The sequence below is a fragment of the Sphingobacterium sp. CZ-UAM genome, assembly GCF_002000245.1.
Taxonomy (GTDB): Bacteria; Bacteroidota; Bacteroidia; order Sphingobacteriales; family Sphingobacteriaceae; genus Sphingobacterium.
In genome coordinates, this window is record NZ_MTCM01000001.1 from 1219717 (window position 1) to 1240227 (window position 20511).

The 20511-nt window shown below is 37.3% G+C and carries 22 protein-coding genes and 2 pseudogenes; 11 read left to right on the forward strand and 13 right to left on the reverse strand.

Annotated features, from left to right (window positions below):
- Positions 1–8: 8 nt before the first annotated feature.
- The 11 genes and pseudogenes from BWD42_RS05265 to BWD42_RS05310 form a co-directional block, all read right to left on the reverse strand.
- Entirely contained in the window at positions 9–668 is a 660-nt protein-coding gene (locus BWD42_RS05265; RefSeq protein ID WP_077433836.1) for an SCO family protein, read from the reverse strand.
- Between the two features lie 90 nt (positions 669–758).
- Positions 759–1139 carry a hypothetical protein gene (locus BWD42_RS05270; RefSeq protein WP_077433838.1) on the reverse strand — a complete coding sequence of 127 codons (381 nt, stop codon included), beginning with the start codon at positions 1137–1139 and terminating at the stop codon, positions 759–761.
- Positions 1140–1389: 250 nt separating this feature from the next.
- On the reverse strand, positions 1390–2007 hold the full coding sequence (locus tag BWD42_RS05275; RefSeq protein WP_139351026.1) for a hypothetical protein: 618 nt from the start codon (positions 2005–2007) through the stop codon (positions 1390–1392).
- A gap of 179 nt (positions 2008–2186) precedes the next feature.
- On the reverse strand, positions 2187–2588 hold the full coding sequence (locus BWD42_RS24440; RefSeq protein WP_139351027.1) for an RNA 2'-phosphotransferase: 402 nt from the start codon (positions 2586–2588) through the stop codon (positions 2187–2189).
- A gap of 75 nt (positions 2589–2663) precedes the next feature.
- Positions 2664–2882 (reverse strand): annotated as a pseudogene (locus tag BWD42_RS05285) (type I restriction-modification enzyme R subunit C-terminal domain-containing protein); the annotation flags it as partial.
- A gap of 12 nt (positions 2883–2894) precedes the next feature.
- Positions 2895–3053: a hypothetical protein gene (locus BWD42_RS24645; protein ID WP_175991962.1), complete on the reverse strand. Its 159-nt coding sequence runs from the start codon at positions 3051–3053 to the stop codon at positions 2895–2897.
- A gap of 68 nt (positions 3054–3121) precedes the next feature.
- Positions 3122–3250: pseudogene (locus tag BWD42_RS05290) on the reverse strand (transposase); the annotation flags it as partial.
- A gap of 23 nt (positions 3251–3273) precedes the next feature.
- Positions 3274–3924, reverse strand: a complete 651-nt coding sequence (locus BWD42_RS05295; RefSeq protein ID WP_077433844.1) for a hypothetical protein — start codon at positions 3922–3924, stop codon at positions 3274–3276.
- A 10-nt stretch (positions 3925–3934) separates the two neighbouring features.
- Positions 3935–4978: an SMI1/KNR4 family protein gene (locus BWD42_RS05300; RefSeq protein WP_077433846.1), complete on the reverse strand. Its 1044-nt coding sequence runs from the start codon at positions 4976–4978 to the stop codon at positions 3935–3937.
- Between the two features lie 131 nt (positions 4979–5109).
- Positions 5110–5442, reverse strand: a complete 333-nt coding sequence (locus BWD42_RS05305) for a DUF2384 domain-containing protein (protein WP_077433848.1) — start codon at positions 5440–5442, stop codon at positions 5110–5112.
- Positions 5443–5495: 53 nt separating this feature from the next.
- Positions 5496–6017, reverse strand: coding sequence for a hypothetical protein (locus tag BWD42_RS05310; RefSeq protein ID WP_077433850.1), 522 nt, complete (start codon positions 6015–6017; stop codon positions 5496–5498).
- Between the two features lie 294 nt (positions 6018–6311).
- Between BWD42_RS05310 and BWD42_RS05315 the strand changes: the two genes are divergently transcribed.
- The 7 genes from BWD42_RS05315 (at position 6312) to BWD42_RS05345 (ending at position 12464) form a co-directional block, all read left to right on the forward strand.
- Positions 6312–6677: a hypothetical protein gene (locus BWD42_RS05315; RefSeq protein ID WP_077433852.1), complete on the forward strand. Its 366-nt coding sequence runs from the start codon at positions 6312–6314 to the stop codon at positions 6675–6677.
- A complete protein-coding gene (locus BWD42_RS05320) occupies positions 6661–7068 on the forward strand; it encodes a GNAT family N-acetyltransferase (RefSeq protein WP_077433854.1) in 408 nt (135 codons plus the stop codon). Before BWD42_RS05315 ends, BWD42_RS05320 begins: the two co-directional genes overlap by 17 nt.
- Positions 7069–7213: 145 nt before the next feature.
- Positions 7214–9340, forward strand: coding sequence for a S41 family peptidase (locus tag BWD42_RS05325; RefSeq protein WP_077433856.1), 2127 nt, complete (start codon positions 7214–7216; stop codon positions 9338–9340).
- A gap of 355 nt (positions 9341–9695) precedes the next feature.
- Positions 9696–10274, forward strand: coding sequence for a hypothetical protein (locus tag BWD42_RS05330; RefSeq protein WP_077433858.1), 579 nt, complete (start codon positions 9696–9698; stop codon positions 10272–10274).
- Positions 10275–10291: 17 nt separating this feature from the next.
- Positions 10292–10747, forward strand: coding sequence for a GNAT family N-acetyltransferase (locus BWD42_RS05335; protein WP_077433860.1), 456 nt, complete (start codon positions 10292–10294; stop codon positions 10745–10747).
- A gap of 277 nt (positions 10748–11024) precedes the next feature.
- Entirely contained in the window at positions 11025–11342 is a 318-nt protein-coding gene (locus tag BWD42_RS05340) for a hypothetical protein (protein ID WP_077433862.1), read from the forward strand.
- A gap of 213 nt (positions 11343–11555) precedes the next feature.
- Positions 11556–12464 carry an SMP-30/gluconolactonase/LRE family protein gene (locus tag BWD42_RS05345; protein WP_077433864.1) on the forward strand — a complete coding sequence of 303 codons (909 nt, stop codon included), beginning with the start codon at positions 11556–11558 and terminating at the stop codon, positions 12462–12464.
- Between the two features lie 222 nt (positions 12465–12686).
- On the opposite strand, the gene BWD42_RS05350 is transcribed toward BWD42_RS05345, so the two are convergent.
- Complete coding sequence (locus tag BWD42_RS05350) at positions 12687–12986, reverse strand: hypothetical protein (protein ID WP_077433866.1); 300 nt, start codon at positions 12984–12986, stop codon at positions 12687–12689.
- Between the two features lie 174 nt (positions 12987–13160).
- The gene (locus BWD42_RS05355; RefSeq protein WP_217699997.1) at positions 13161–13916 is read right to left on the reverse strand and encodes a DUF6882 domain-containing protein; all 756 of its coding nucleotides are present in this window, start codon (positions 13914–13916) and stop codon (positions 13161–13163) included.
- A gap of 446 nt (positions 13917–14362) precedes the next feature.
- Between BWD42_RS05355 and BWD42_RS05365 the strand changes: the two genes are divergently transcribed.
- The 4 genes from BWD42_RS05365 (at position 14363) to BWD42_RS05380 (ending at position 20507) form a co-directional block, all read left to right on the forward strand.
- A complete protein-coding gene (locus tag BWD42_RS05365; protein ID WP_077433868.1) occupies positions 14363–15070 on the forward strand; it encodes an energy transducer TonB in 708 nt (235 codons plus the stop codon).
- 367 nt (positions 15071–15437) lie between these two features.
- On the forward strand, positions 15438–17123 hold the full coding sequence (locus BWD42_RS05370; protein WP_077433870.1) for a hypothetical protein: 1686 nt from the start codon (positions 15438–15440) through the stop codon (positions 17121–17123).
- A gap of 5 nt (positions 17124–17128) precedes the next feature.
- A complete protein-coding gene (locus tag BWD42_RS05375) occupies positions 17129–18835 on the forward strand; it encodes a hypothetical protein (RefSeq protein WP_077433872.1) in 1707 nt (568 codons plus the stop codon).
- Complete coding sequence (locus BWD42_RS05380) at positions 18813–20507, forward strand: IPT/TIG domain-containing protein (protein ID WP_077433874.1); 1695 nt, start codon at positions 18813–18815, stop codon at positions 20505–20507. Before BWD42_RS05375 ends, BWD42_RS05380 begins: the two co-directional genes overlap by 23 nt.
- Positions 20508–20511 lie beyond the last annotated feature (4 nt).

Below are 20511 nucleotides of genomic sequence, written 5' to 3' on the forward strand. Positions count from 1 at the left end.
GTTTTTTGCTATCCTTTATCCAGCAAAAGCTGGATATCGGCTATGATTTTTGGAATTGAATCTGTTTTTGTCCCGTCGTATACGGCTCTGACCCGAAAAGCTGTATCGACAAGTGTAAAAGCACCACTATGGTCGAATCCTCCCGGAGCATTCGGATCTTCCTGTGCAAACGAGAAATAACCGTCAGCACCAGCGAGCTTATACAGCTCGGTTTTCGGACCGTTGAGGAAAAGCCAATTGGATGGTGCCCCCAGTTCTGCTGCATAGTGCTTCAACACATAGGGCCTATCGTATTTGGGGTCTACGGTGTGCGATACGATCAGGATTCTAGGGTCGTCCGCAAAGTGCTTTGCTACTTTAAGCAGATTGCGAGAGGCGATCGGGCAGATTGTAGGACAACGCGTGAAAAAGAAATCAGCTAGGTAGATTTTTCCTTTCAATGTCTTTTTGGACACCATGCTACTGTCCTGATCCAACAGTGTAAAATCGGGTATTGTATGGTATAGAGTATCGATGACCTTAACACCATCGTTAATCCTTTCCTTAATGTCTCGCTCACCTAAGATAGGGAGCGGAACTGAAGGAGATGATAGCGTACATGCAATAAATTGACATGCCAAAAATGAAGATAAGGCCACAACTATCCCTATACGGGAATATGTGCTCATGAGATTTTGATTTAATTATTATTAACTATTGCAATTGAAAATGCCATCTCGTCGAATAGCTTATCAATTGCTCACACGCTATAAAATAATTTAAACCAAGGGTGGATGGAAAATTGTAAAAGTGGGATTGTAGGAATAATCCTGTTTGTACTCTGGGTAAGACAAACTAATACAATCTTCATTGCATATGGAAGACATATCAAAAGAAAAATTGTGGGAGTTGTCGATAAAGACTACATCAATAATACGGGATTCAAGATTTTTTTGTTCTTTTTCCTCATGTTCGCGCATTTTCTTCATCAAAATACACTGACCACGGCAGGACAGTGCTTTTTCATTAAAGCGATTCACACATTCATTGCGTGCGATATAATCCCTGTTCAATTCAAATACAGACCATAGCCATACATTTGAGAAGCTCTGTAAGAGCATCAATGGCAATAAGATCCATATGAACTGTTTCGCTTTCATGTTTAGTTAATCCGCCAAATATAAAAACGAAAGATGGAATAAGCAACCTTATCGGAGGAAGAATTGAAAATTATTTAAGGACATTACTAAACTGTAATATTTACTTGGAAGTGAGATATAGTTATTTCCCTATGCATCTTACCATTGAATCTAACGGTAGGCTCAGCGGACAAAAGGCGATCATCGACCAAGGTTGTTGATTTTGTTTCTTTTGCCCTGTTCATCCCAATCCATCTTAGTTGTTTCATTGCTAAAATCCATAATGCGCAATATATGTCTCCCTGAACATAAAAGCATCAGATGATTCATCAACAACAAAATTGACAACTCTCTTTTCTACGCCCCCGCTGTCTCCACTATATTTCTGGCTGTCAAAAGGTGCCGGAAACGGAAATTTATTGATTTCGGAAAAATCCATTTTTTGTTTGCCTGTGTCAAGCTCTTCCTTGCTGACTTTTTTAAAGGCTTCAACAAAATAAGAGCCAAACATATCATACACGATGCCGGCATATACTTCGGGAGTAATCTGCTCATCGAAAAGAATGCATTTACAGGAAATAGAAACTTCCGTGGTCGTCACCCCATTGTATTTTCTGTTCCTGTAGGCCGGATGAAATTTTACCGTATCCGTATTGTAGATAGAGTCATAAAAAAACTTATGGGTCTCATTCATCACATCAAAAGATAATGTAAACGAATAATTCCCTTTCTGCATTAACTTTTTGGGACTCAATATATTCGTCCATATGTAATCAAAAACGTAATGGGATATTTGGGCATCAACTCGGGGCCTTTTGAGCAGAATAGAAGCTCTTGATAGACCCTCATCGTCATCAATGCTCCAAAACCTGTTAATTGTAACTTCCATACCTTATGAATATTTAATATCGATTTTATAGGTTTCAATATGTGTGCTGACCGCTTCAAGGACTTCTGTCGGACAGCGGAACTCCAAGATTTTCCTATTCCTAAACGTAAAAATTAAACTAGAATTTCGTAAATGGTGCATTATTCCTATGTATCTTTCCAATTATGCGGGGTTTATTTTTATTCATCATTTTGTTTCAAGTACTTTATCGGCACATCCTCTGTCAGCCAAACACCATTGTCTGAAATGAAAAACCGAAAATTGTCATTATACATTTGTTCCGCCAGCACTTTGAAAACAAATGGTTTTCCGTGTCTTTGGCCAACTTTTATTGCTGTTTCAATGTTCTGTCCCGCGAAATCATACAGTCCACCAAATAAATAGGCATGTATCTGCTGTAGACCTTTGACAGTGCCTACTTCAATGCTTTCAATGAATGAGCTTTCAAACAGGGCATAAGCTTTACTTTTACTCTTACCGTCGATGGTTTCGTCGCTATAGGTAAACCATTCTATAAAACGGTTTGCTTTGGTGCTAGGGAAAGTCTTTCCTAAAGCAATTATGCCATCATGATCCAGCATATACGAATTATACCTTTTCCCGTCTGCAGCAAGAAGTTTCAATTGGGTAGTGGCACTGACCAACTCACTTTTCTCTTACATATAAATATTTATCTTCTGCAGAATATCGGGCAAGTGATTTTCAAACCTTTTATTGATCCGTTCGAATCCACCTATCTCATCAAAGGGCTCTTTGTCGAGATCTTCGAAAGTAACAATGCCTTCGACGATCATCTGCTTTTCAATCTGCTGGAGCAAACTCTTCTGCGGCACGGTCCAATTTTGTTGCTGGTAAAGCTGTAGAAAGACTTTTTTAACACGATCTTTTCAGCTTTCAAGTGCGGATCCAGGCATATAGGTACGAATATAAGCAATAATATCGGTAGCCACATCCTGTCTTTTTGCATTTTTCCATGCATCATGTGGCGTGCGAAGATTGCAGCCCTTGGTATCAGGTAATAAGCTCAGTTCCCTGAAGCGCGCCACGCTTTAATTGCGTCGGAGATGTGGCGATCAATTTAAGCGTAGATATCTTGTTTTGATTTTCTTCAAAATACTTCCTGGAGAATCTGTTTGTCAAGGCTCAGATCGGCAACATGGGCGTTCTCTTCTTCCAGCTGACGGAGCCTACGCAGCTCCGAGACGCCCAGACCGCCGTATTTCTTCTTCCAGTTGTAGAATGTCCTTGCGACTTAGTAAATCATAATTATTCTTCCTGCCATTCAATCCCGGGATACATTTCTCCTGTTAATAAGTAAAATTGTAGTATTTCTAAACCATCTTTATTATCAACAAGCAATGCCGTAGGGTACTCATCCCTTTGTCCATTTGTCAATATAAAGTCTTTCATTTCACTAGTTGTCCCTTTCGGATTATGCGTAGTGTAACCCGCGTCGCCATTGAATCGGAGATATATTGCAAATGAATGAGTTGAATTTTTCAATAATATAATTGAACTTTCATCATGTCCGCTAAGGGTATATTCAACAAATTCGGTTTCATGAAACTGTTCAACTACAGTTTTCAATTCCACCAACGTAGTGATGGAAAACTCCTTTCCATTGGCAACCAAGCTTAGCGCTGTAGGATTTGATAGAACTTCAATTCCATTGAAGACACTTGAAACATTTTCCATTTGTAATACAAAATTTTGGACAGCAATTTTTTCGTCCTCATTGTCAGTTATGCCACTTATTGAAATCGCATGGTCCGCCGTTGCAGAAACACTCAGATTACAAATATGAAATGAGCCTGAAATCTTATCGCTGATATCTTGTGCTTGAAGAAAAGCCTGTCTGGATCTTATAATTTTTTCCTTAAGTCCATCAGGTAAATGGTCGAATTCTGCTGTGTCCATAGTGTCAATATTATTTTTCTGCAATTTCTTTTAAAAAGGTTAGGAAGTTATCTGCATATAATTCAAATTCCCACTCACCACTCCCGTGTATACTTGTATAAATTGGTGCATCATTTTCTGTTATTTCATTAATGTCTATGCAATACGGGTCAGCTCCAGCATCAGCAATTACAACAAAATTCTTTGGCCAATCGGCAATTGATTTGTTAGTTACCGGATTAAATGAATAGCCTTCTTGTCTAGTTATTAGCTCAGAAGCTCCATATAAATGTAGACCTTGAAAGTATTTTTTGCTGTCAATAAATACGTTTAAAGGCGAGTAGTTTTTAAGGAACAGCAAATAATTTTCCGGTAATTTCCATTTTTTCTCTATGTTTAAAATGTCGGTTTTATCTGCAACAACTAGCCAGTTTGTAGGGTTAGATAGATCTGGGTTTTTAGCTCTTTGTGCTTGGAGTTTTCTGTTAAGTTTTGAAGCAATTTTTTCAAGTTCTGTTTTTGGATTTTCCAGCGAATTATGAGTTTTCGGTTTAGGATAGCCATCACCGTCCTGAAAGCCATTCTTCTGCCAGATTTCTATTTCTTCTATTCTTAAATCTGCTACTTTCCAATATCCTGGGTCTTTAGGTAGTTCCCGGTCAAATGCTTGTCTGCTAAATAATGAGATGCTTTTGATTGCTTTTGCACGTATTGATGTATTAATACTCTCGTTTTTTAGAATTTCGATCAATGCCGGGTATGATTGTTTGCCGCTGGTTTTTAATAGTCCGTCAATGCCCCAATAGGTTAATTCAGGCTGAGTGATGCACCATTCGAAGAAGTCAGCGTAATTGGCTTCATCTTCGTTTACAAGTTTGATAATATCAGTCATTAGGAAATTTCGCCAGTGCAAAATTTGTCCATTCCTTGCGTATTCTGTTAAGATATTTAAAACATATTCTCTGTCAGTTGATGAATATTTTTTCAATAATTTTTCTGTCAGTTTGGAAAATTTACCCCCATCTGTTTCGTCAACTATTTGCTGTCTTAATTTCTGTAAGTTTTTGTCTGTCATAAAAATATTATCAAAGTTTGGGCGTTTTTTTTATAAGTTGTAAATTATAACCGTCTGTAAATGATTTAATCATGCCCTTTTTGGGTATATCCTGGTACACATCCTTTTAAAATCATTCAATATAAAATGTCCTATATATCCATTCTTAATAGTCCTTCTTTTAATCTTTTTATACCGTCGCTCGTGTTCAGACACTCTTTCGGGCTCTGGTTATCAAGTGCAGGGATTTTCCGATCGATCCAGTCTAGACCTCCCTCTCTTAATTTTGCGAAGATTACCTTAGCTATATCGGACTTGTTATCCAGGTTTTCCTCCAATAGCTTCTGATCTACGGATCCTGTCCAGTAACTCTCTGCCCAATACACCATATTATCCCAGGCGATTTTACTTTTTTCGTCAAAATATTGTTCGAGCCTTATATAGTCCTGCCTGTTCGCTTCTGTTGCCATTTTATTCAAACTCATTTGTTAGTTATCTTCATATTTGATATGATCAATAATAAACTCTTTTTAATCCTTTAAAATCGGTTCGTGTTATGTTTATCCAATAATTGATCAATCGAAGGTCTTTCAAAGTTTAATGCTGTCAAAATTTTTATTGCTTTTTCCTTATCTTCAATTAAAGCCTTCTCATACTCAAATACAAGTCCGGTGGTCAATAATCTCTGGTCACCTGTAAGTCCATCAAAACTTATACATTTCGCTGGTATTTCATAGTCTACCCACTGTCCTTTAATGAATTGTTGTAATTGTCCGAACGCAGGATTTCCATCTTCTCTGCCTTTTATCCTTGTTGGAATAATAAAGTCCTGTTGACAATTTTTAGGTTGATCTTCAATTATTATCCAATCCTCTCGATTAACACCATATTCTTCAAAGCAGCATTCCATTGCATCTTCCATAGTGTAAGAGAAATGATCCCAATCTGCAGAACTATCCTGTAAGCTGTAATAACCAAAAAGATAAACTCCGCCTTCTGCCTGACAAAGCATAAGTTTTTTTGTTTTCTCGTCTATGTTTTGAAATACTACTTTTCTCATTACATGTAAATATGATATAAATTGCTGTTCTAATATAATATCCTACCTATAATATTTTGACCAAGCTTGGAAATAAGGTTGTAGCTTTTCACTGAGATTCATCTTAACCCATTCTCGATCAACTGTATCAAAAATAAAAACGTCAATTTCTTCCAACGGTTTCATCTGAAGTTTCAAATTCATGTGCTATCAAGGTACAAAATAGGTGTGAAAATTGTCGTTACTGGGTTATATATTTTGTCTATTTAAATCCTCTTTTGTAAATTCAACAGTCTTATTACTGAAATAAAACCGATGTGCAAATTATCGCTAATTATTTTTCTTACGATCTGTTGCCTAAATAGTAGCTTTGCCCAATCCACTACCAACTCTTCAAATAGTGAAATACATAACACTTTCTCGTATGCGTATATACGTGTAGAAGGAAAATTCTTATCGAAAAAACTAAAGGTGAAAGTGGACTTGGGAGACTCAGATGAACAGATCGCAGAAGGTGAAAAGCTTTCCGAAATATTAACCAATAAGAAGTCGTATGCTTCCATATTGAACTATATGTCTAAAATTGGCTATGAATTAGTAAATACATTCGATCTAACTGATAACTATAACGGTTCCGGCGGAAACAAAACCTACAGAATAATATATGGACATACAACTTAGTGTAAATAGAGATTTGAACGCAAATGACATTCTGAAGTTGTATCAATCTAATAAATGGAGTGCAGCCGAAAAACCAGAACTACTGATCAAAGCACTCTTAAATTCGCATTCTCTGGTTACTGCCTGGGATGGTACAACATTAGTGGGCCTCGGCAATGCTATTTCCGATGGGTATCTCGTGGTTTATTATCCACATCTACTAGTGCTACCCTCCTATCAAGGCAAAGGAGTTGGGCGTTTGATTATGGATAAAATGCAAGAGATTTATAAGGGTTTTCATATGCAGATGCTCACCGCCGATGGTAAGGCTATTGAATTTTATAAAAAGAACGGCTTTGAACGAGCTGGACAAACTGAGCCAATGTGGATCTATTCGGGGGGCGATCATTAAATTTGAGGAAACAACAAAGCTCGAGCAACTATTTTCAGCAATAATGGGTGTTTATAAATAGACTTTTCATTCAGAATCAAAGGTTCGAAGAGCCTGTCGTAATTAATATAACCGAAAAATATTATTTATTTAAAAAGAACAACGTATGAGATTCGTATTTACATTGCTGCTTACATTTTTCTATACGCTGAATTTTGCTCAAGAAATTGAATACTCTACAAATTGGGTAAGTGGTATAAAACAACAGGTAATTCCTAAAGACCGCAGTCTAGTCTTAAACAATGGAAGTATAAAGGATAGCGTCATGTATTCGAAATATTACAAATTGAAAAAAGTAGACAAAGGCCAACTGACGCTTGATATAATACTAAAAAAAGTACGTCCTCTGTCTGTAAATCCTGTAAAATTTGACATCATCGTTGCTGGTGGAAATAAAGGATACACTTCGATCTATTATAAAACCTCTATACCATTTGACAAAATTTCTTCGAAAATATATATCCCTTTTGAGGCGGAGGTCGACTCTATTTCGGTGTTTTTTATTAGTTCAGGAAGTTCTAGTTTTTCAAAAATTGAAGTTCGTCCGGAAATACAATTTGGCAAAATATTGAGACAATGGGAAGAAAGATTTGTGACGAAGATCAAAAGTCAAGAAATGGTGTCTAATCTCGTAGAATTAGCGCAAACCTGGGGCGCTATCAAATATAATTCTCCTTCAATTTCATATAATGATATTGATTGGGATGAGATTTTATTTGAACGGTTGTATAAGATCTTTGCGGATATTGAAACACCTAAACAGAGCATAGATATCTTGCTTAGTTATGTTTCTTCAAAACCCAATACGGCTTCCATAGGACTAAAATCAGAAAGTCTAATTCTCGAAAACCTAGATAATTCGTGGATCCAAAAGTCATCATTGCTCTCCGCGATACAAAAAAAACGATTACAAATAATAGTGGATAATCCTCCTGCTTTTAAAAACAAATATATTGATCGATCTGATAATTTAGTTTATACAAAACTTCAGGAGAAAACACTGCACAAAAATACATTACCCAACGTTTATGAACGTCTTGTCAACCTATTCAGATATTGCAATATCATAAAATATTTATATCCATATAAATATACACTATCAGGGCAATTTGACAATGGTTCTCTGCTAGAAGAGCTGATACCTAAATTTATCAATGCAACGACTACACTGGAATATAACAAACAATTAGTTATATTGAATTCAACCATTAAAGATGCACATAGTGCCATACCAACATCGTCAATAGGTTTTGTTCACAGCGTCTACGGAAATTTCGCGATAGGGCTGCCTATGCATATTAAGAAATTCAAGCAAGATTTTATCGTGACAAATATTGATAATTCGTTTTCAAAAACAACTGGAATACAAATAGGTAGTGTAATAGATAGAATAAATGGAGTACCACTGCATGAGTCCTATCAAAAAATAGCATCCTATATAGGAAGCCCTAGACCAGATGTACATCAGTACTTCGTCAATAGAGAAAAACTCATGAGTCTAATCCCTATATCGGACACCATAGATATAAGCTACTCCACGAATAAAATTGATAAAACCATCAAGATAAAAGGAGATATTAGTCTTTCCCGCCTCTTTAGCAAACTAAAAGACAACAATGCAACCCTTCAAAAGTCTATTGAACATCATGGAATTTATAATATCGATGATAGTATTACATATATAAATCCAGCACATATTGACACATCGACGGCTATCAACGCTTGGATAAATCATAGTAATAAGATAATACTGGATTTACGAAATTACCCAAACGGTAAACTTGATATACAATCATTCATTTCTCCGGACCTGTTGTTTGCAAAAACACAAAAGCTATCTCATTATCCTCAACGTCTAATTGAGTCTGATATAACGACAACGGGCGGAGCCAACTATCGTCATAGCAGAAAAATAGTGGTATTGATTTCGGAAGCATCAAGGAGTAATCCAGAATTCCTAGCGATGGCGTTGAGAGCTGCTCAGAGATCAGATGATATTACAATAATAGGCCGGAATTCGATGGGGGCTGACGGTAACGTTGTGACAATCCCATTAATAGGAAGTCCTACGTTTAGGTTTTGGTACACTGGTACTCGAATACTATACCCAGATCATGGAGAAACCCATGGTATCGGAATTAAACCTGACATCTATGTTCCACTTACTGAAGAGGAAGTGACCATGGGAGTAGATAGCATACTTAATAACGCTATTGATATTATCAGGAAGTGAAAACATTAGTACTTTTAATTGACACGGTCTCATAAAGTTAAATAAATAAAAAATGCGAAGTCCTTTCCCATTCCGCATTTTTATAACTTACACACTTTATGAGACGGTGTCGAAAAAACTGCTATTATGTGAGGTCGTGATTACATCCTAAGTGAAAGCAAATGGCGGGGATGAATAGAAACTTATTCCCGGATCATTAACTAATGATGATTACAAAAAAGTGGCCGCAGAATCTGGGGTTAAGTGGGATGGAATTTGAAACGAAATATAATATGGATATTCGTTTTTTTATTGCATATTAGCCAGCGGAAAATTAGACCATTAGAATTGGTACAACCTATAAAACATATTGATTATGGAAAGGCCATATAGCGGTATTGCAACCCATTACGAAACTCCAACGGGATATTCCATTATCGTCCCGGCAAAGAAGCATTTACCTATTATCATTATTTTTAGTTTATGGCTGCTTGGTTGGATACAATCAATTATTTTTTTTGCCCCGACACTCGGAGACTTTTACGATACAAACGGAGGTTTGAGCTTTGAGGTGATATTTTTTATAGTTTGGTGGATCCTCTCGACGGCAGCTGGCTTATTTGTAATGAAAACGTTAATGTGGTACCTCATTGGAAAAGAAATCATTACAATAGATCGCGATCAAATAAGTATTTCCAGAAAAAATGATATTCTATTCAGGCATAAGATTTATGATCTACAAGAAGCGAAGAGATTTCATGTTGAGGAAGAACATTTTGAATTTGTTTTTTGGAACCAAGGGAATAGTTTAGGTATTTTTAGAAATAGAGGTACTATTCGATTTGAATATGGTTTTAAAACCATAAAATTTGCAAATGATATGGATCAAGCTGAGGCAAATCACATCCTGGAAAGATTAAGATCATCGGGCTATCTGACCGCTACTAATTTTTGATTAAATTTTATATAGCTATGGACGTATGGGAAATAAAATACAGACCTGCATTAAAAAGTGATCTGAAGTTTCTGCTTGATCTCAGGATACAGACGATGAATCAGCATTTAATTGCAAGCTCCTTACCGGTCTCTGATGAGGCACATTTACAAAGGATTGAATATCAATTTGTACACGCCACAATAATTGAAATAAATAAATGTGCCATAGGTCTATTAAAGGTTCACAGACAAGCAAATAACATAGAACTGATACAAATTCAGGTGGCTCCCTCCTATCAAGGCAAAGGAATCGGTACGAGAATATTGAATGATTTGATAAAGGAAGCTACTGAATCAGAGAAAACGATCACATTAAGTGTCTTAAAAACCAATCCAGCTAAGGGTCTATATTTAAGCGTGGGTTTCAAGATTGTTGGTGAGACTGATGACTCCTACCTGATGTTGTTTGAAAAAAGAGTATCTAAACAGTAGATATTGTAAAATGTATAAAGTATCGATAATTATTTGCGTCATTAGTTTTTACCTGATTGGCGATATAAAGAAATTGTTGTCTGAAACTACCTGTTAAGCATATTATACGCCAGCAAATTCAACATTTAAATTCACAGCGCTAAATGGGTGTGAGAATATCATCACTATATGGCGCTCACTCGTTGGATTTGCATTAGATTTACCCCACAGGAAGTATGATTCAGATGATAGCTCATTACTACAATAAATTGATTAATTTTAGAAAAAGTCTTGATATATGTCTGATTTCATTGCGCAGCTTCAATACAGAACAACACAAGAAGGTGGAAGAAAGACACCTGCATTCTCTAAATATAGACCTCAGATAAAATTTGATTTTGACGAAATGCAAACTTCTGGTGAGCAAACATTTATTGATAAAGATACAGTATATCCTGGGGATCAAGTCAAGGCGGTGATCCGATTAGCGGGTGTCATATATTTTAAAGGAAAACTAGCTGAAGGTATATTATTTGAATTTCGGGAAGGATCACGTGTGATTGGTATAGGAAAGATACTACAAATATTGAATGATACATTAAAAGTAGATCGTTGATCGAATCGGATTGTAATGCTTATTAAGCTGCCAATGGCTAACAATCGAAACGCATGTAATGGAAGAAGTCATCTCTAAAAAGTACGGTATTCCCCTACTCCGCTTTTCTATGAAGGGTAGCGGTGAACGGAAAAGGTTTAGAGACTATCCATACTTAAATACTATTCCTTGATTTTTTTTGAATAAACGATAATTTAATTAATTACTTTTACTATGCTACATTTAATTAATTCCAGCAGGTTCTATCCCGCATTCTTGCTCATATTACTCTTCTCAATAAAAGGCTTAGATGTAAGGGCGCAATTGTTTGATCAGGACAGCCTGAAATTAATATCTCGGCAGTTTGCCTTTACAGAAGGGCCGGCAGTGGACAAGGACGGGAATATCTATTTTACTGACCAGCCCAATAACAAAATCTGGAAATACAACACGGAAGGTCACCTTTCTCTTTTTAAAGATTCAGCCGGCCGTGCCAATGGACTGTACTTTAACCATCGCGGTCAGCTACTTGCCTGCGCAGACGAAAAAAACGAAATTTGGTCGATAAGCAATGATAGCAGAGTTACCGTCCTGCTGTCAGATGTAGATGGAAAGAAACTGAATGGTCCAAATGATCTTTGGGCAGATAAGAAAGGTGGTATTTACTTTACAGACCCTTACTACCAACGTGACTACTGGACCAGAAAAAAACCAGAGATAGAAGGGCAAAAAGTTTACTACCTCCCTCCGGGAAAAGGTAAAAAACCAATTGTAGTGGCTGATGATGTAGCTAAGCCTAACGGCATTGTAGGATCGCCCGATGGAAAATACCTATATGTAGCGGATAGGGTGCGAAATAAAACTTACAGGTATACCATTGAATCTAACGGTAAGCTCAGCGGACAAAAGGCGGTCATCGACCAAGGCTCTGATGGGATGACATTGGACAATCAGGGAAATGTTTACCTTACGGGGAAAGGTGTTTCTATCTATAGTCCGATAGGCGTACTGATAGGACATATTGAGATAAAAGAACCATGGACATCGAATGTCTGTTTTGGTGGCAAAGATCGAACTGATCTATTTATCACAGCTTCAACAGCGGTTTATTGCATCCCAATGCGTACAAAGGGAGTAGAATAATTTGTCTGTCTTCAAGCAGTTGACGTAAACAGCAGTTTAGTAAGCTCTACTGATTATATGGACAATTTCGCATTTGAATACATCCAAGAGAGACGATTATCCCGAGCGATTTTATTTTTTTCGTCAAAATATCGTTCGAGTCTTATAGTGTTCTGCCTGTTCGTCTGTGTTGAAATTTTATTCAAAAATTAAGATCATGTTTCTCCTTTAAAAACTCCCTTCCTAAAATTTCAAACATGTTAGATCATCTTTATAGGCTTTTTTATACAATTCAATGATCTTTGCTAATAAAAAAGCTCGTTCTTCATCGGAAATTTTCTTCCCGTTGTCCCACTGCCTGATACCTTCGGGATCAATTACCGAAAACCTTGCTGATATATCACAAATCAGGGCGCTGTCATTCTTTTGAAAAAACAATTCTTCTCCTCTTCCCAGTATTTTCATTTTATAGATGACCCCATCTTCGTCTTTAAATTCATAAACTCCGGTGATCGTTGATTTTGTTTCTTTTGCTCTGTTCATCCCAATCCATGCTAGTTAATACAATTTTAGACACAGTGCTTGTTATTTTTCAAATTTAGAATTTTTCCAAGCATCAATCATCTCTTTTCCGCATTTTGGATCAGCAAACATTATATTAACGGTAAATTCCTTTTTATCAAACAATTTACTGTACATAATTATATCTATATCTGATTAATGGCAATTAAAGCTTTTTAGTTCAAAGTAGCAATACTCACAGACCAGTTTGATCTTTGCAAATTCTTCAGCGTATTCGTTCCAACCATTATTTCTGATCCTGACCTTTTCACATTCGTCACACCATGCTTGAAAATCGTCATCTTCACCAAGTTCCATCCCTTTATATGTTTCAAAAGCCTCTTCAAATCCCTTCGGATGCTCCAAGTTAAGGTGCTGACAAAAAAATGCTGGTCTCGACCGCCCATGGATTTTGCATTCAACTTTTGCCTGATTGAAATGGATAACTTCCTGAGAATTTTCTTCCAAAACAGCGGTAATGAGAAGATAGCTTTGAAGTTTTTCGGAGGGAGCTCTATATACTCCTATCCCCCCCAAAGTAGCTAATGATATCGCCGTAAACTCCCAACAATCGAATTTATCAGCCGAGAAGGTACCCGCTGTCAATTTTGGATAATCGTTTTCGAGGCCAAATTCCATAACAGCAAGTGTACTGTCCTTATTGGGCTCGAAACTATGGTCATTGAACCAACTCCACATCCATGTTTCTGATGTAAGGGAAAAGGTGCCAATGGGAATATATTTTAGATATAATTGATCTGTATCGTCATTGTATAGCCGCAAGAGAGCAAGGTCAGCATCATAATACCAATGCTGATAGCTGCTGATGCTCAATTGTTCCATAAACCTCTCCTGAATCTGCATAAGTTCCCGACATTTTTTATCGGCAAACTGTTCGTAATCTATTTTCAACGTTGTGTATCTTTAATTTTCAGCAGCCTTTAAATATGTAGAGCTTGATAGCTTTTAGGATGGTTCTTAAATTGAATTAACAACCAATACAGCATCATCTTATCACATAGCTGCCTACAAGCTTGGATAATCATTTGTAATCAAGATACTAAATAGATATGGAACTTATCGCTATTGAGTGATATATTTTGTCATTTAAAGTCTCTTTTGTAAATTCAGCAACTTATTTGCCATATTCCTTAGAAATTTAAAAGATGACCACTAAAAAGGGCTATTACTTATGTTTCATAATGGAAGAAATTTATTTTTTATTTGATGGAATTGATTATTTATTGTGGAATCCAAGCGAGCGGAAAAAGTTCCTTTTACAAAGAAAATCATTTTAATAGCCATGTTCGGATACAAAATCGATATGTAAATTAGCTACTGAGTTATATATTAATACAATGGGAATTTCCTGGGTTCGTAAGTTAGCATTGATATGTATTTTGTCAATAGGCCTGTTATCGCAAGTTTTTGGTCAATCCGATATTTTGGATTCCATGCGTAGTAACGCTGTTTTAATCAATCATCAATCATTGATTGACTTCTTGCACGCTGACCCAAAGACTAATTTTGTCATTGATGCGATAGGATATTCGGTAAATGAAAAAGATAAACTCAATCAAAAACTGGCTTACATTAAAAACGAGATTGTTTCTTTTGATTACATAAAAAACGATGGGCAGATTGGTTGTAATCCGAATGATCTCATTGTTATCTACTCAAAGGATTTCCTTAAAAAGAAACGAGCAAAATCGAAAGGAATAAATATAAACATAGCCATCGATACTCTTCCAGAAATGAACGAGGTACTTCCTGAGCCCCCAGGCGGCCCAAATGGATTCAAAAATTGGATTATCAGTAACTATAAAGTGCCGACGGCTGCCAAGAAGGCAAAAGTAAGCGGCAGACTGATTATCAATTTTACGATTGAGAAAGATGGACAGCTCAGTGGTTTTCAGATCACCAAAGATATTGGATATCATACTGGTGAAGCATTAATTGAATTAATTAGAAAATCAAGTCCATGGAAACCGGGATATCAAAATGGTCGTGCCGTAAAATGCGGATATACGTACCCCCTATTATTCAGTAATGGTGACTTAAAGTAAGATATTGATACAAAAAGACAAAGATGAAAATCCACATCGTTAGCGACCTACATAGAGAATTTGGATACAACGATATCAATCTAAATATAGCAGATGTATTTGTAATGATTGGAGATACTGATCTGGGAGTTAAAGGGATCAACTGACTCAAATCACTTTATTGGGATATACCGATCATTTATGTGCTGGGCAATCATGAGTATTATAAGGGAACCTACCCGAAAACATTATATAAAACCAAAGATGCAGCAAGTAACTTACATATCCATGTGCTGGAAAATGAATCTTTGGAGATCAACCGCGTTTTTAAGCTTTCCTCATATGAAAATTCATAAAATTATTTACTTTTGTTCAAATTAACTTATTGATGAAAAGAATTATTGCCATAATAGCCGCTATTTGTCTATTAATTTCTTGTAAAAAATCGAATACTGAACCCGAAGTTGAAGTGATACAAAAAGGGATCGAGCTGGAAACGCTTGTACCAGAGAGCTTGGGGTCTCAGGGGACCAAATTATTGGGACGTATACTGGCACTTAACAGTGAAAAAATTACGGAACACGGTTTTATGCTGATAACTTCCAAGGGCTTAGGCGCTGCTGACACGACTTGGCTAAAAATAATAGACCAGGCCGTAGCCGGTAACAATAGCTTATTGATAAAAAACCTGACTATTCCTCCTAGTGGCCAAGCTTTTCGCCTTCAATATTATGTGCAAACAAAAGATAAAAAATATTGGGCCAATACAACTGAATTTCTCCCCACACCCATCAAAGTAAAAGCGCTGGCAGATAGCAAAGTGACTATCGGACAGCAACTGACTGTAACTGGCGACTTTGCCAAAATTGACGATACCTTTCGTATCTATATGCGTTCTCAGAGTTCTATTGCTGCTGATCCTGTTCCCTATACGCTGAATGCCAACAAAACAAGTATTTCATTCGCTGTACCACATAACTTGAAGCATGGTAATGAAATTGATTTTATTTTGGCGGACAACAGGTTTATGTCGTCCTTCCTGGCAAAAGTTTCTGTCATCGGAACATTATCTCCCCCCGAAACCTATGAATTTAACTACAGCGATATTATCCGCTTTTATGGCCAGGGATTAAGTTCGAATACCGATGCTCCATTCCAAATCATTATTGGCAATAAAGTGCTTCCCTACAGTGTGGAATATCATTTAAGTGATTTACTGAGCGGACAAAGGGGAAAAGAATTTAGAATAGGTTACTTTAATGGTGCCGACACGATTATCTTTCCGAAAAAAATAAAACTGAATATCCCGTCTGAATCGGCATTCCAGTTCTACAACACATTTGCCCACCCTGGAAGTACCCTCCGTGTGGATGCAGCAAATTTAGATCAATATTTGCCCTTGAGTTGGGATAAGTCAAAGGTCAATCTTGCAGGTAAAATAGCACAGCTGCAAATACTATGGGGCCAGGACGACAATCTGACAATAGGAAACGTTGCAGAAGGCAGCTATCCTATTGAAATTCTTACGGACTTATATAACTACACAAGCACGCAAAAACTCCGTGTTGAAAAACTTAAACCTACTGGGATAAGTACGGGGCCAGTGGAACCAATGGCCTTGATAAAAGTTTTCGGCAACTTTATGGAAGGTCAACGATATACTGTAGTAGAAAAAAATGGATATACCTACGATAACATTGCACGCAATGGAAGTCTTGAGGTGTATGCTGTTTCAAATACAAAGGAATTCCAAATCGTAAAAATCGGATACAGCAGTGACTGGAATCCCCCAACCTGGATAGATACCGATCTTAAAGTTGCGATAAAGTCTACAACTTTTACTGGGATTTCGCCATTAAGCGGCAATTATAGTACTAAAATCTCCTTACAAGGACAAGGGCTAAGAGGTGCGACAGTCCACATCGGCGAGAACGTCCTGTTCCCATCGATTGATGATTATGGAAACGCCTATCTTTACATGCCCATGTATATCCTACCAGGAAAATATAAAATATCAATTTTTCAAAATGGAGAATGGTTCACTTCTGAACAGTTTTTCGAGCTAAAATATTAGTAGACATGAAACATCTATATGCACTGATTATAAGTATGATCATATGCACGCTATCTGCTTGTGGCGACAAGGAACCGTTGCCCAACGAAGAAGCAATCATTCAGGAGCCAATTGTGATTGAAACTGGCTCATTCTCCGGCATCACGGCTAATCAGGTCACCCTGCTCGCCACAGTAAAGAGCTTAAATAAAGAAACCATTTTGGATGCTGGCTTTATGGTAACCACAGTGGAAGCCAATGGCAAAAAATCTGCCGAAAAAAATTATAGTATAGGTAAGAATGTCCAAATTGGGGAAACATCTTTACTGCTGAAGCCTACTGAAAAATTCGAACAGCGGATCAATTATAACTATTATTTTTATATAAAAACCAACAATGCATTTTACAAAGGACCAGAACGCAGCTTTACACTAAATAATATAGCTTTTGACAGCCAGCCTAAAAAATATGCTTACGGTAAAGAAACAATTACGGTGACGGGTAATTTTGAAGGATTGGATTCCGATTATAGATTGAAGGCTTCCGGCGCATTTGAGCTTTTTGACATACCATATGTAAAAAGCGAGGATAAAAAATCGTTGCATTTCGAGATAGGCCCATCGCTCAATCTAAATAGAGGTACTGAAATCGAAATATCCCTAGTACGCAAAGGAGAAAACCCTAATGTGTACCAACAAAAAGTGTTAGCGATTGAGTTTTTGCCTAAGCTAGATCCATTGGCAAAAAAACGATACTATCCGTCTGATATTATTCTCATGTCGTCTACCAACCTCGGAAGGCTGCATGAAAATGATAGTCGAATCAAAATTTTGATCAATGATCTTGTCCTCCCATTTTCATCTTTCATCATACTCTCTGACCATAAGACATTAAAGGGAACCAGTTTTCGGATCGGCTATTGCAACGCAAAAGATACGGTATATTTTAAGGAACCGCTGGAACTGGTCCCAGTTGCTGAAATGGACGCCAACATGGCTCAAACAACATTACACCCGAGCGGGGAATTTTCACTGGAATCAAGAAATATGGCTTGGTTTTTCCCAGATATGGAAATAACCCTGGGAGGAAAGCCCATTACAGGTGGTTATGATTACAGGACCTATCTACTCAGTATGGCAGCTTCACAGGTGCCTACCGGAGAGCAGGAACTGGTCATAAAAAGTCGTTTCTATACGTATAAGTACCCACAAAAAATAAAAGTTCAGGAACTGGCTTGGACAACATTGGACCGTTCAGGCGGTTTTTGGGGAGAGACTGTAACCGCTCAAGGAAATTTTATTTCGGGTAAACCATATATCGTATTTGACCAAGATGGAAAAAGTATTGGTGATGGTATCGCTCAAAATAATGAACTGAAATTTCAGATTACCAACTGGTTTGATCAAGTGAAAGCGATCAAACTTGGTTATCCCAAGAGCTATAATGAATATGTAATCATTGATAAGACGTTAAATTTCACGTCCAAGGGATTTACTTTCGATAACTTTTATCCCAAACGCGGAATGTCTGGCGATATCCTGACAATTGAAGGAAAAGGAATAGCCTACGCCAGCAAATTTATGCTGGGTGACCAAGATTTACGACCTGTGATCATCAACAACAATAAGGTCACTTTTTCGATCCCAAGAATAAATGGGACCGGGAAAGTACGTATCAATTATTATATGAACGAAAAACTATACCAGAGCGATGATTATTTTGAACTCTATTAAGCAGATAACTCACAAGAACATCTTACGCTATTGTTGCTTTCTTATTGCCCTGACTTTGGCATCCTGTGAAAAAACAAAAACGATTGACAATAGTAATCTGGTAGCGATCGAACTTGAGACATTGGAAGCCAAGATAATCTCGGAGAGTGGAATCCAATTTATAGGAAATATCAGCAGCCTTAACAAAGAGGAGATCTTGGATATGGGTTTTATGCTCTACGACCTCAGTAAGGATCCTCAAAACCCGATTGAGATCAGTATGGGGAAAGATGCCGCCAAAGTAGGAAAGGTCGCCTATACTTACAAAGCGAAGACCAGCTTTGTAGTTGGTCAGACCTATGGATTTAGCTTTTATATAAAAACAAAAAAGGCCTTCTATAAAGGCGAAAGAATTACTTTTGCTGTAGATCTCATCCATATTAATGAAGATAATATACGCTATGCAAAGATTGGTCAAAAGGCGACGATAAAGGGGGATTTTGCACAATTGAACGGCAGTTATCTCGTCAGTTTTGGTGCGGAGTCCAATGAAACTGCAACGTTCGAAATCGGACAAAATAAATCGGAGCTTTCCTTTATAGTCCCCGCTCGAAATAAAAATCATGGTGACTCGCTGGAAATCTATCTGCTTCATAAAAAGGAAAATGGCCTTAACCAATACAGACGAAAGTTATTAACGGTGGGTCTACTCGGAAGCGTAAATAAACCAGCATCCAATACCTTTTACTATACCGATGCACTGCCGATCTCTGGGCTTGGTATCGAAAACGCTGTCGAAGGCTCATTGAAAGTACTGATGAATGGCAAATCAATTGACTACAGATCCGGACTTGCATTTGCCGATTTTGGTCCCTTCAAAGGTAATACCATCAAATGGGCAATTGATTATGGAAATGAAGTAGTAGAGTTTGAAGACGCCATACAATTTAAAGCACCTTCCCTGTCACATCTGAAGTTTGAACCAAATGGATATCATTCCACTGGAATTATTATCATCCATGATTTTGATTTTTATAAGTATTACGGGACTGTGCTTCCTGAGATCCGGGTGGGAACGCACAAAATTACTAATGCTCGCTTTGGGGGGCAGAGTCTAATTTTTGATTTAAAAGGTATCTCCGAAGGTCAATATCCTTTGGAGTTCATATCGCCAATGTACTCCGTCAAAAGCGATATGATGATTGTGTTAAAAAAATTCGCCCTCAATCCCTTACCCCGGAAAGAAGTATATCATCTCGATCAAATGACATTGACGGGAGCATTTATACCCGGACAAGGGTATGTACTCTCCATTGGTCAATCGTCAGAAATCTTTGAAGCTAAATCGGCTACGGAGATCGATATTAAGATCCCTCGTATCCCAGCCGGTGACTACAAATTAAAATTGGAAGATGCTCCAGAACAGGACATAAAAATATTGGATCCGCAGTTTACGGATGTCAGCCCCAAAACAGTATCTGTAGGTCAAAATATAACAATTACAGGAAAAGGGCTGAACGATGTCGATATGGTTTTCTTAAACAACTATGCATTCTTTCCTTCACATATAAATGGGGAAACAATCCAGATCCCCATTCCCTACACCGTCCTGCCAGGGAAGTATAAATTAATGCTGAGGTTCAATTACAATAATAAAGATTTTGCTACCAACCAATACATTGAAATCCTGTAACTAT

What these genes read in the sequence shown, in the direction of transcription:
- BWD42_RS05265 (WP_077433836.1), bottom strand. Translation starts at nt 668, where the DNA reads ATGAGCACATATTCCCGTATAGGGATAGTTGTGGCCTTATCTTCATTT.
- BWD42_RS05270 (WP_077433838.1), bottom strand. Translation starts at nt 1,139, where the DNA reads ATGAAAGCGAAACAGTTCATATGGATCTTATTGCCATTGATGCTCTTA.
- BWD42_RS05275 (WP_139351026.1), bottom strand. Translation starts at nt 2,007, where the DNA reads ATGGAAGTTACAATTAACAGGTTTTGGAGCATTGATGACGATGAGGGT.
- BWD42_RS24440 (WP_139351027.1), bottom strand. Translation starts at nt 2,588, where the DNA reads ATGCTGGATCATGATGGCATAATTGCTTTAGGAAAGACTTTCCCTAGC.
- BWD42_RS05295 (WP_077433844.1), bottom strand. Translation starts at nt 3,924, where the DNA reads ATGGACACAGCAGAATTCGACCATTTACCTGATGGACTTAAGGAAAAA.
- BWD42_RS05300 (WP_077433846.1), bottom strand. Translation starts at nt 4,978, where the DNA reads ATGACAGACAAAAACTTACAGAAATTAAGACAGCAAATAGTTGACGAA.
- BWD42_RS05305 (WP_077433848.1), bottom strand. Translation starts at nt 5,442, where the DNA reads ATGAGTTTGAATAAAATGGCAACAGAAGCGAACAGGCAGGACTATATA.
- BWD42_RS05310 (WP_077433850.1), bottom strand. Translation starts at nt 6,017, where the DNA reads ATGAGAAAAGTAGTATTTCAAAACATAGACGAGAAAACAAAAAAACTT.
- BWD42_RS05315 (WP_077433852.1), top strand. Translation starts at nt 6,312, where the DNA reads ATGTGCAAATTATCGCTAATTATTTTTCTTACGATCTGTTGCCTAAAT.
- BWD42_RS05320 (WP_077433854.1), top strand. Translation starts at nt 6,661, where the DNA reads ATGGACATACAACTTAGTGTAAATAGAGATTTGAACGCAAATGACATT.
- BWD42_RS05325 (WP_077433856.1), top strand. Translation starts at nt 7,214, where the DNA reads ATGAGATTCGTATTTACATTGCTGCTTACATTTTTCTATACGCTGAAT.
- BWD42_RS05330 (WP_077433858.1), top strand. Translation starts at nt 9,696, where the DNA reads ATGGAAAGGCCATATAGCGGTATTGCAACCCATTACGAAACTCCAACG.
- BWD42_RS05335 (WP_077433860.1), top strand. Translation starts at nt 10,292, where the DNA reads ATGGACGTATGGGAAATAAAATACAGACCTGCATTAAAAAGTGATCTG.
- BWD42_RS05340 (WP_077433862.1), top strand. Translation starts at nt 11,025, where the DNA reads ATGTCTGATTTCATTGCGCAGCTTCAATACAGAACAACACAAGAAGGT.
- BWD42_RS05345 (WP_077433864.1), top strand. Translation starts at nt 11,556, where the DNA reads ATGCTACATTTAATTAATTCCAGCAGGTTCTATCCCGCATTCTTGCTC.
- BWD42_RS05350 (WP_077433866.1), bottom strand. Translation starts at nt 12,986, where the DNA reads ATGAACAGAGCAAAAGAAACAAAATCAACGATCACCGGAGTTTATGAA.
- BWD42_RS05365 (WP_077433868.1), top strand. Translation starts at nt 14,363, where the DNA reads ATGGGAATTTCCTGGGTTCGTAAGTTAGCATTGATATGTATTTTGTCA.
- BWD42_RS05370 (WP_077433870.1), top strand. Translation starts at nt 15,438, where the DNA reads ATGAAAAGAATTATTGCCATAATAGCCGCTATTTGTCTATTAATTTCT.
- BWD42_RS05375 (WP_077433872.1), top strand. Translation starts at nt 17,129, where the DNA reads ATGAAACATCTATATGCACTGATTATAAGTATGATCATATGCACGCTA.
- BWD42_RS05380 (WP_077433874.1), top strand. Translation starts at nt 18,813, where the DNA reads ATGATTATTTTGAACTCTATTAAGCAGATAACTCACAAGAACATCTTA.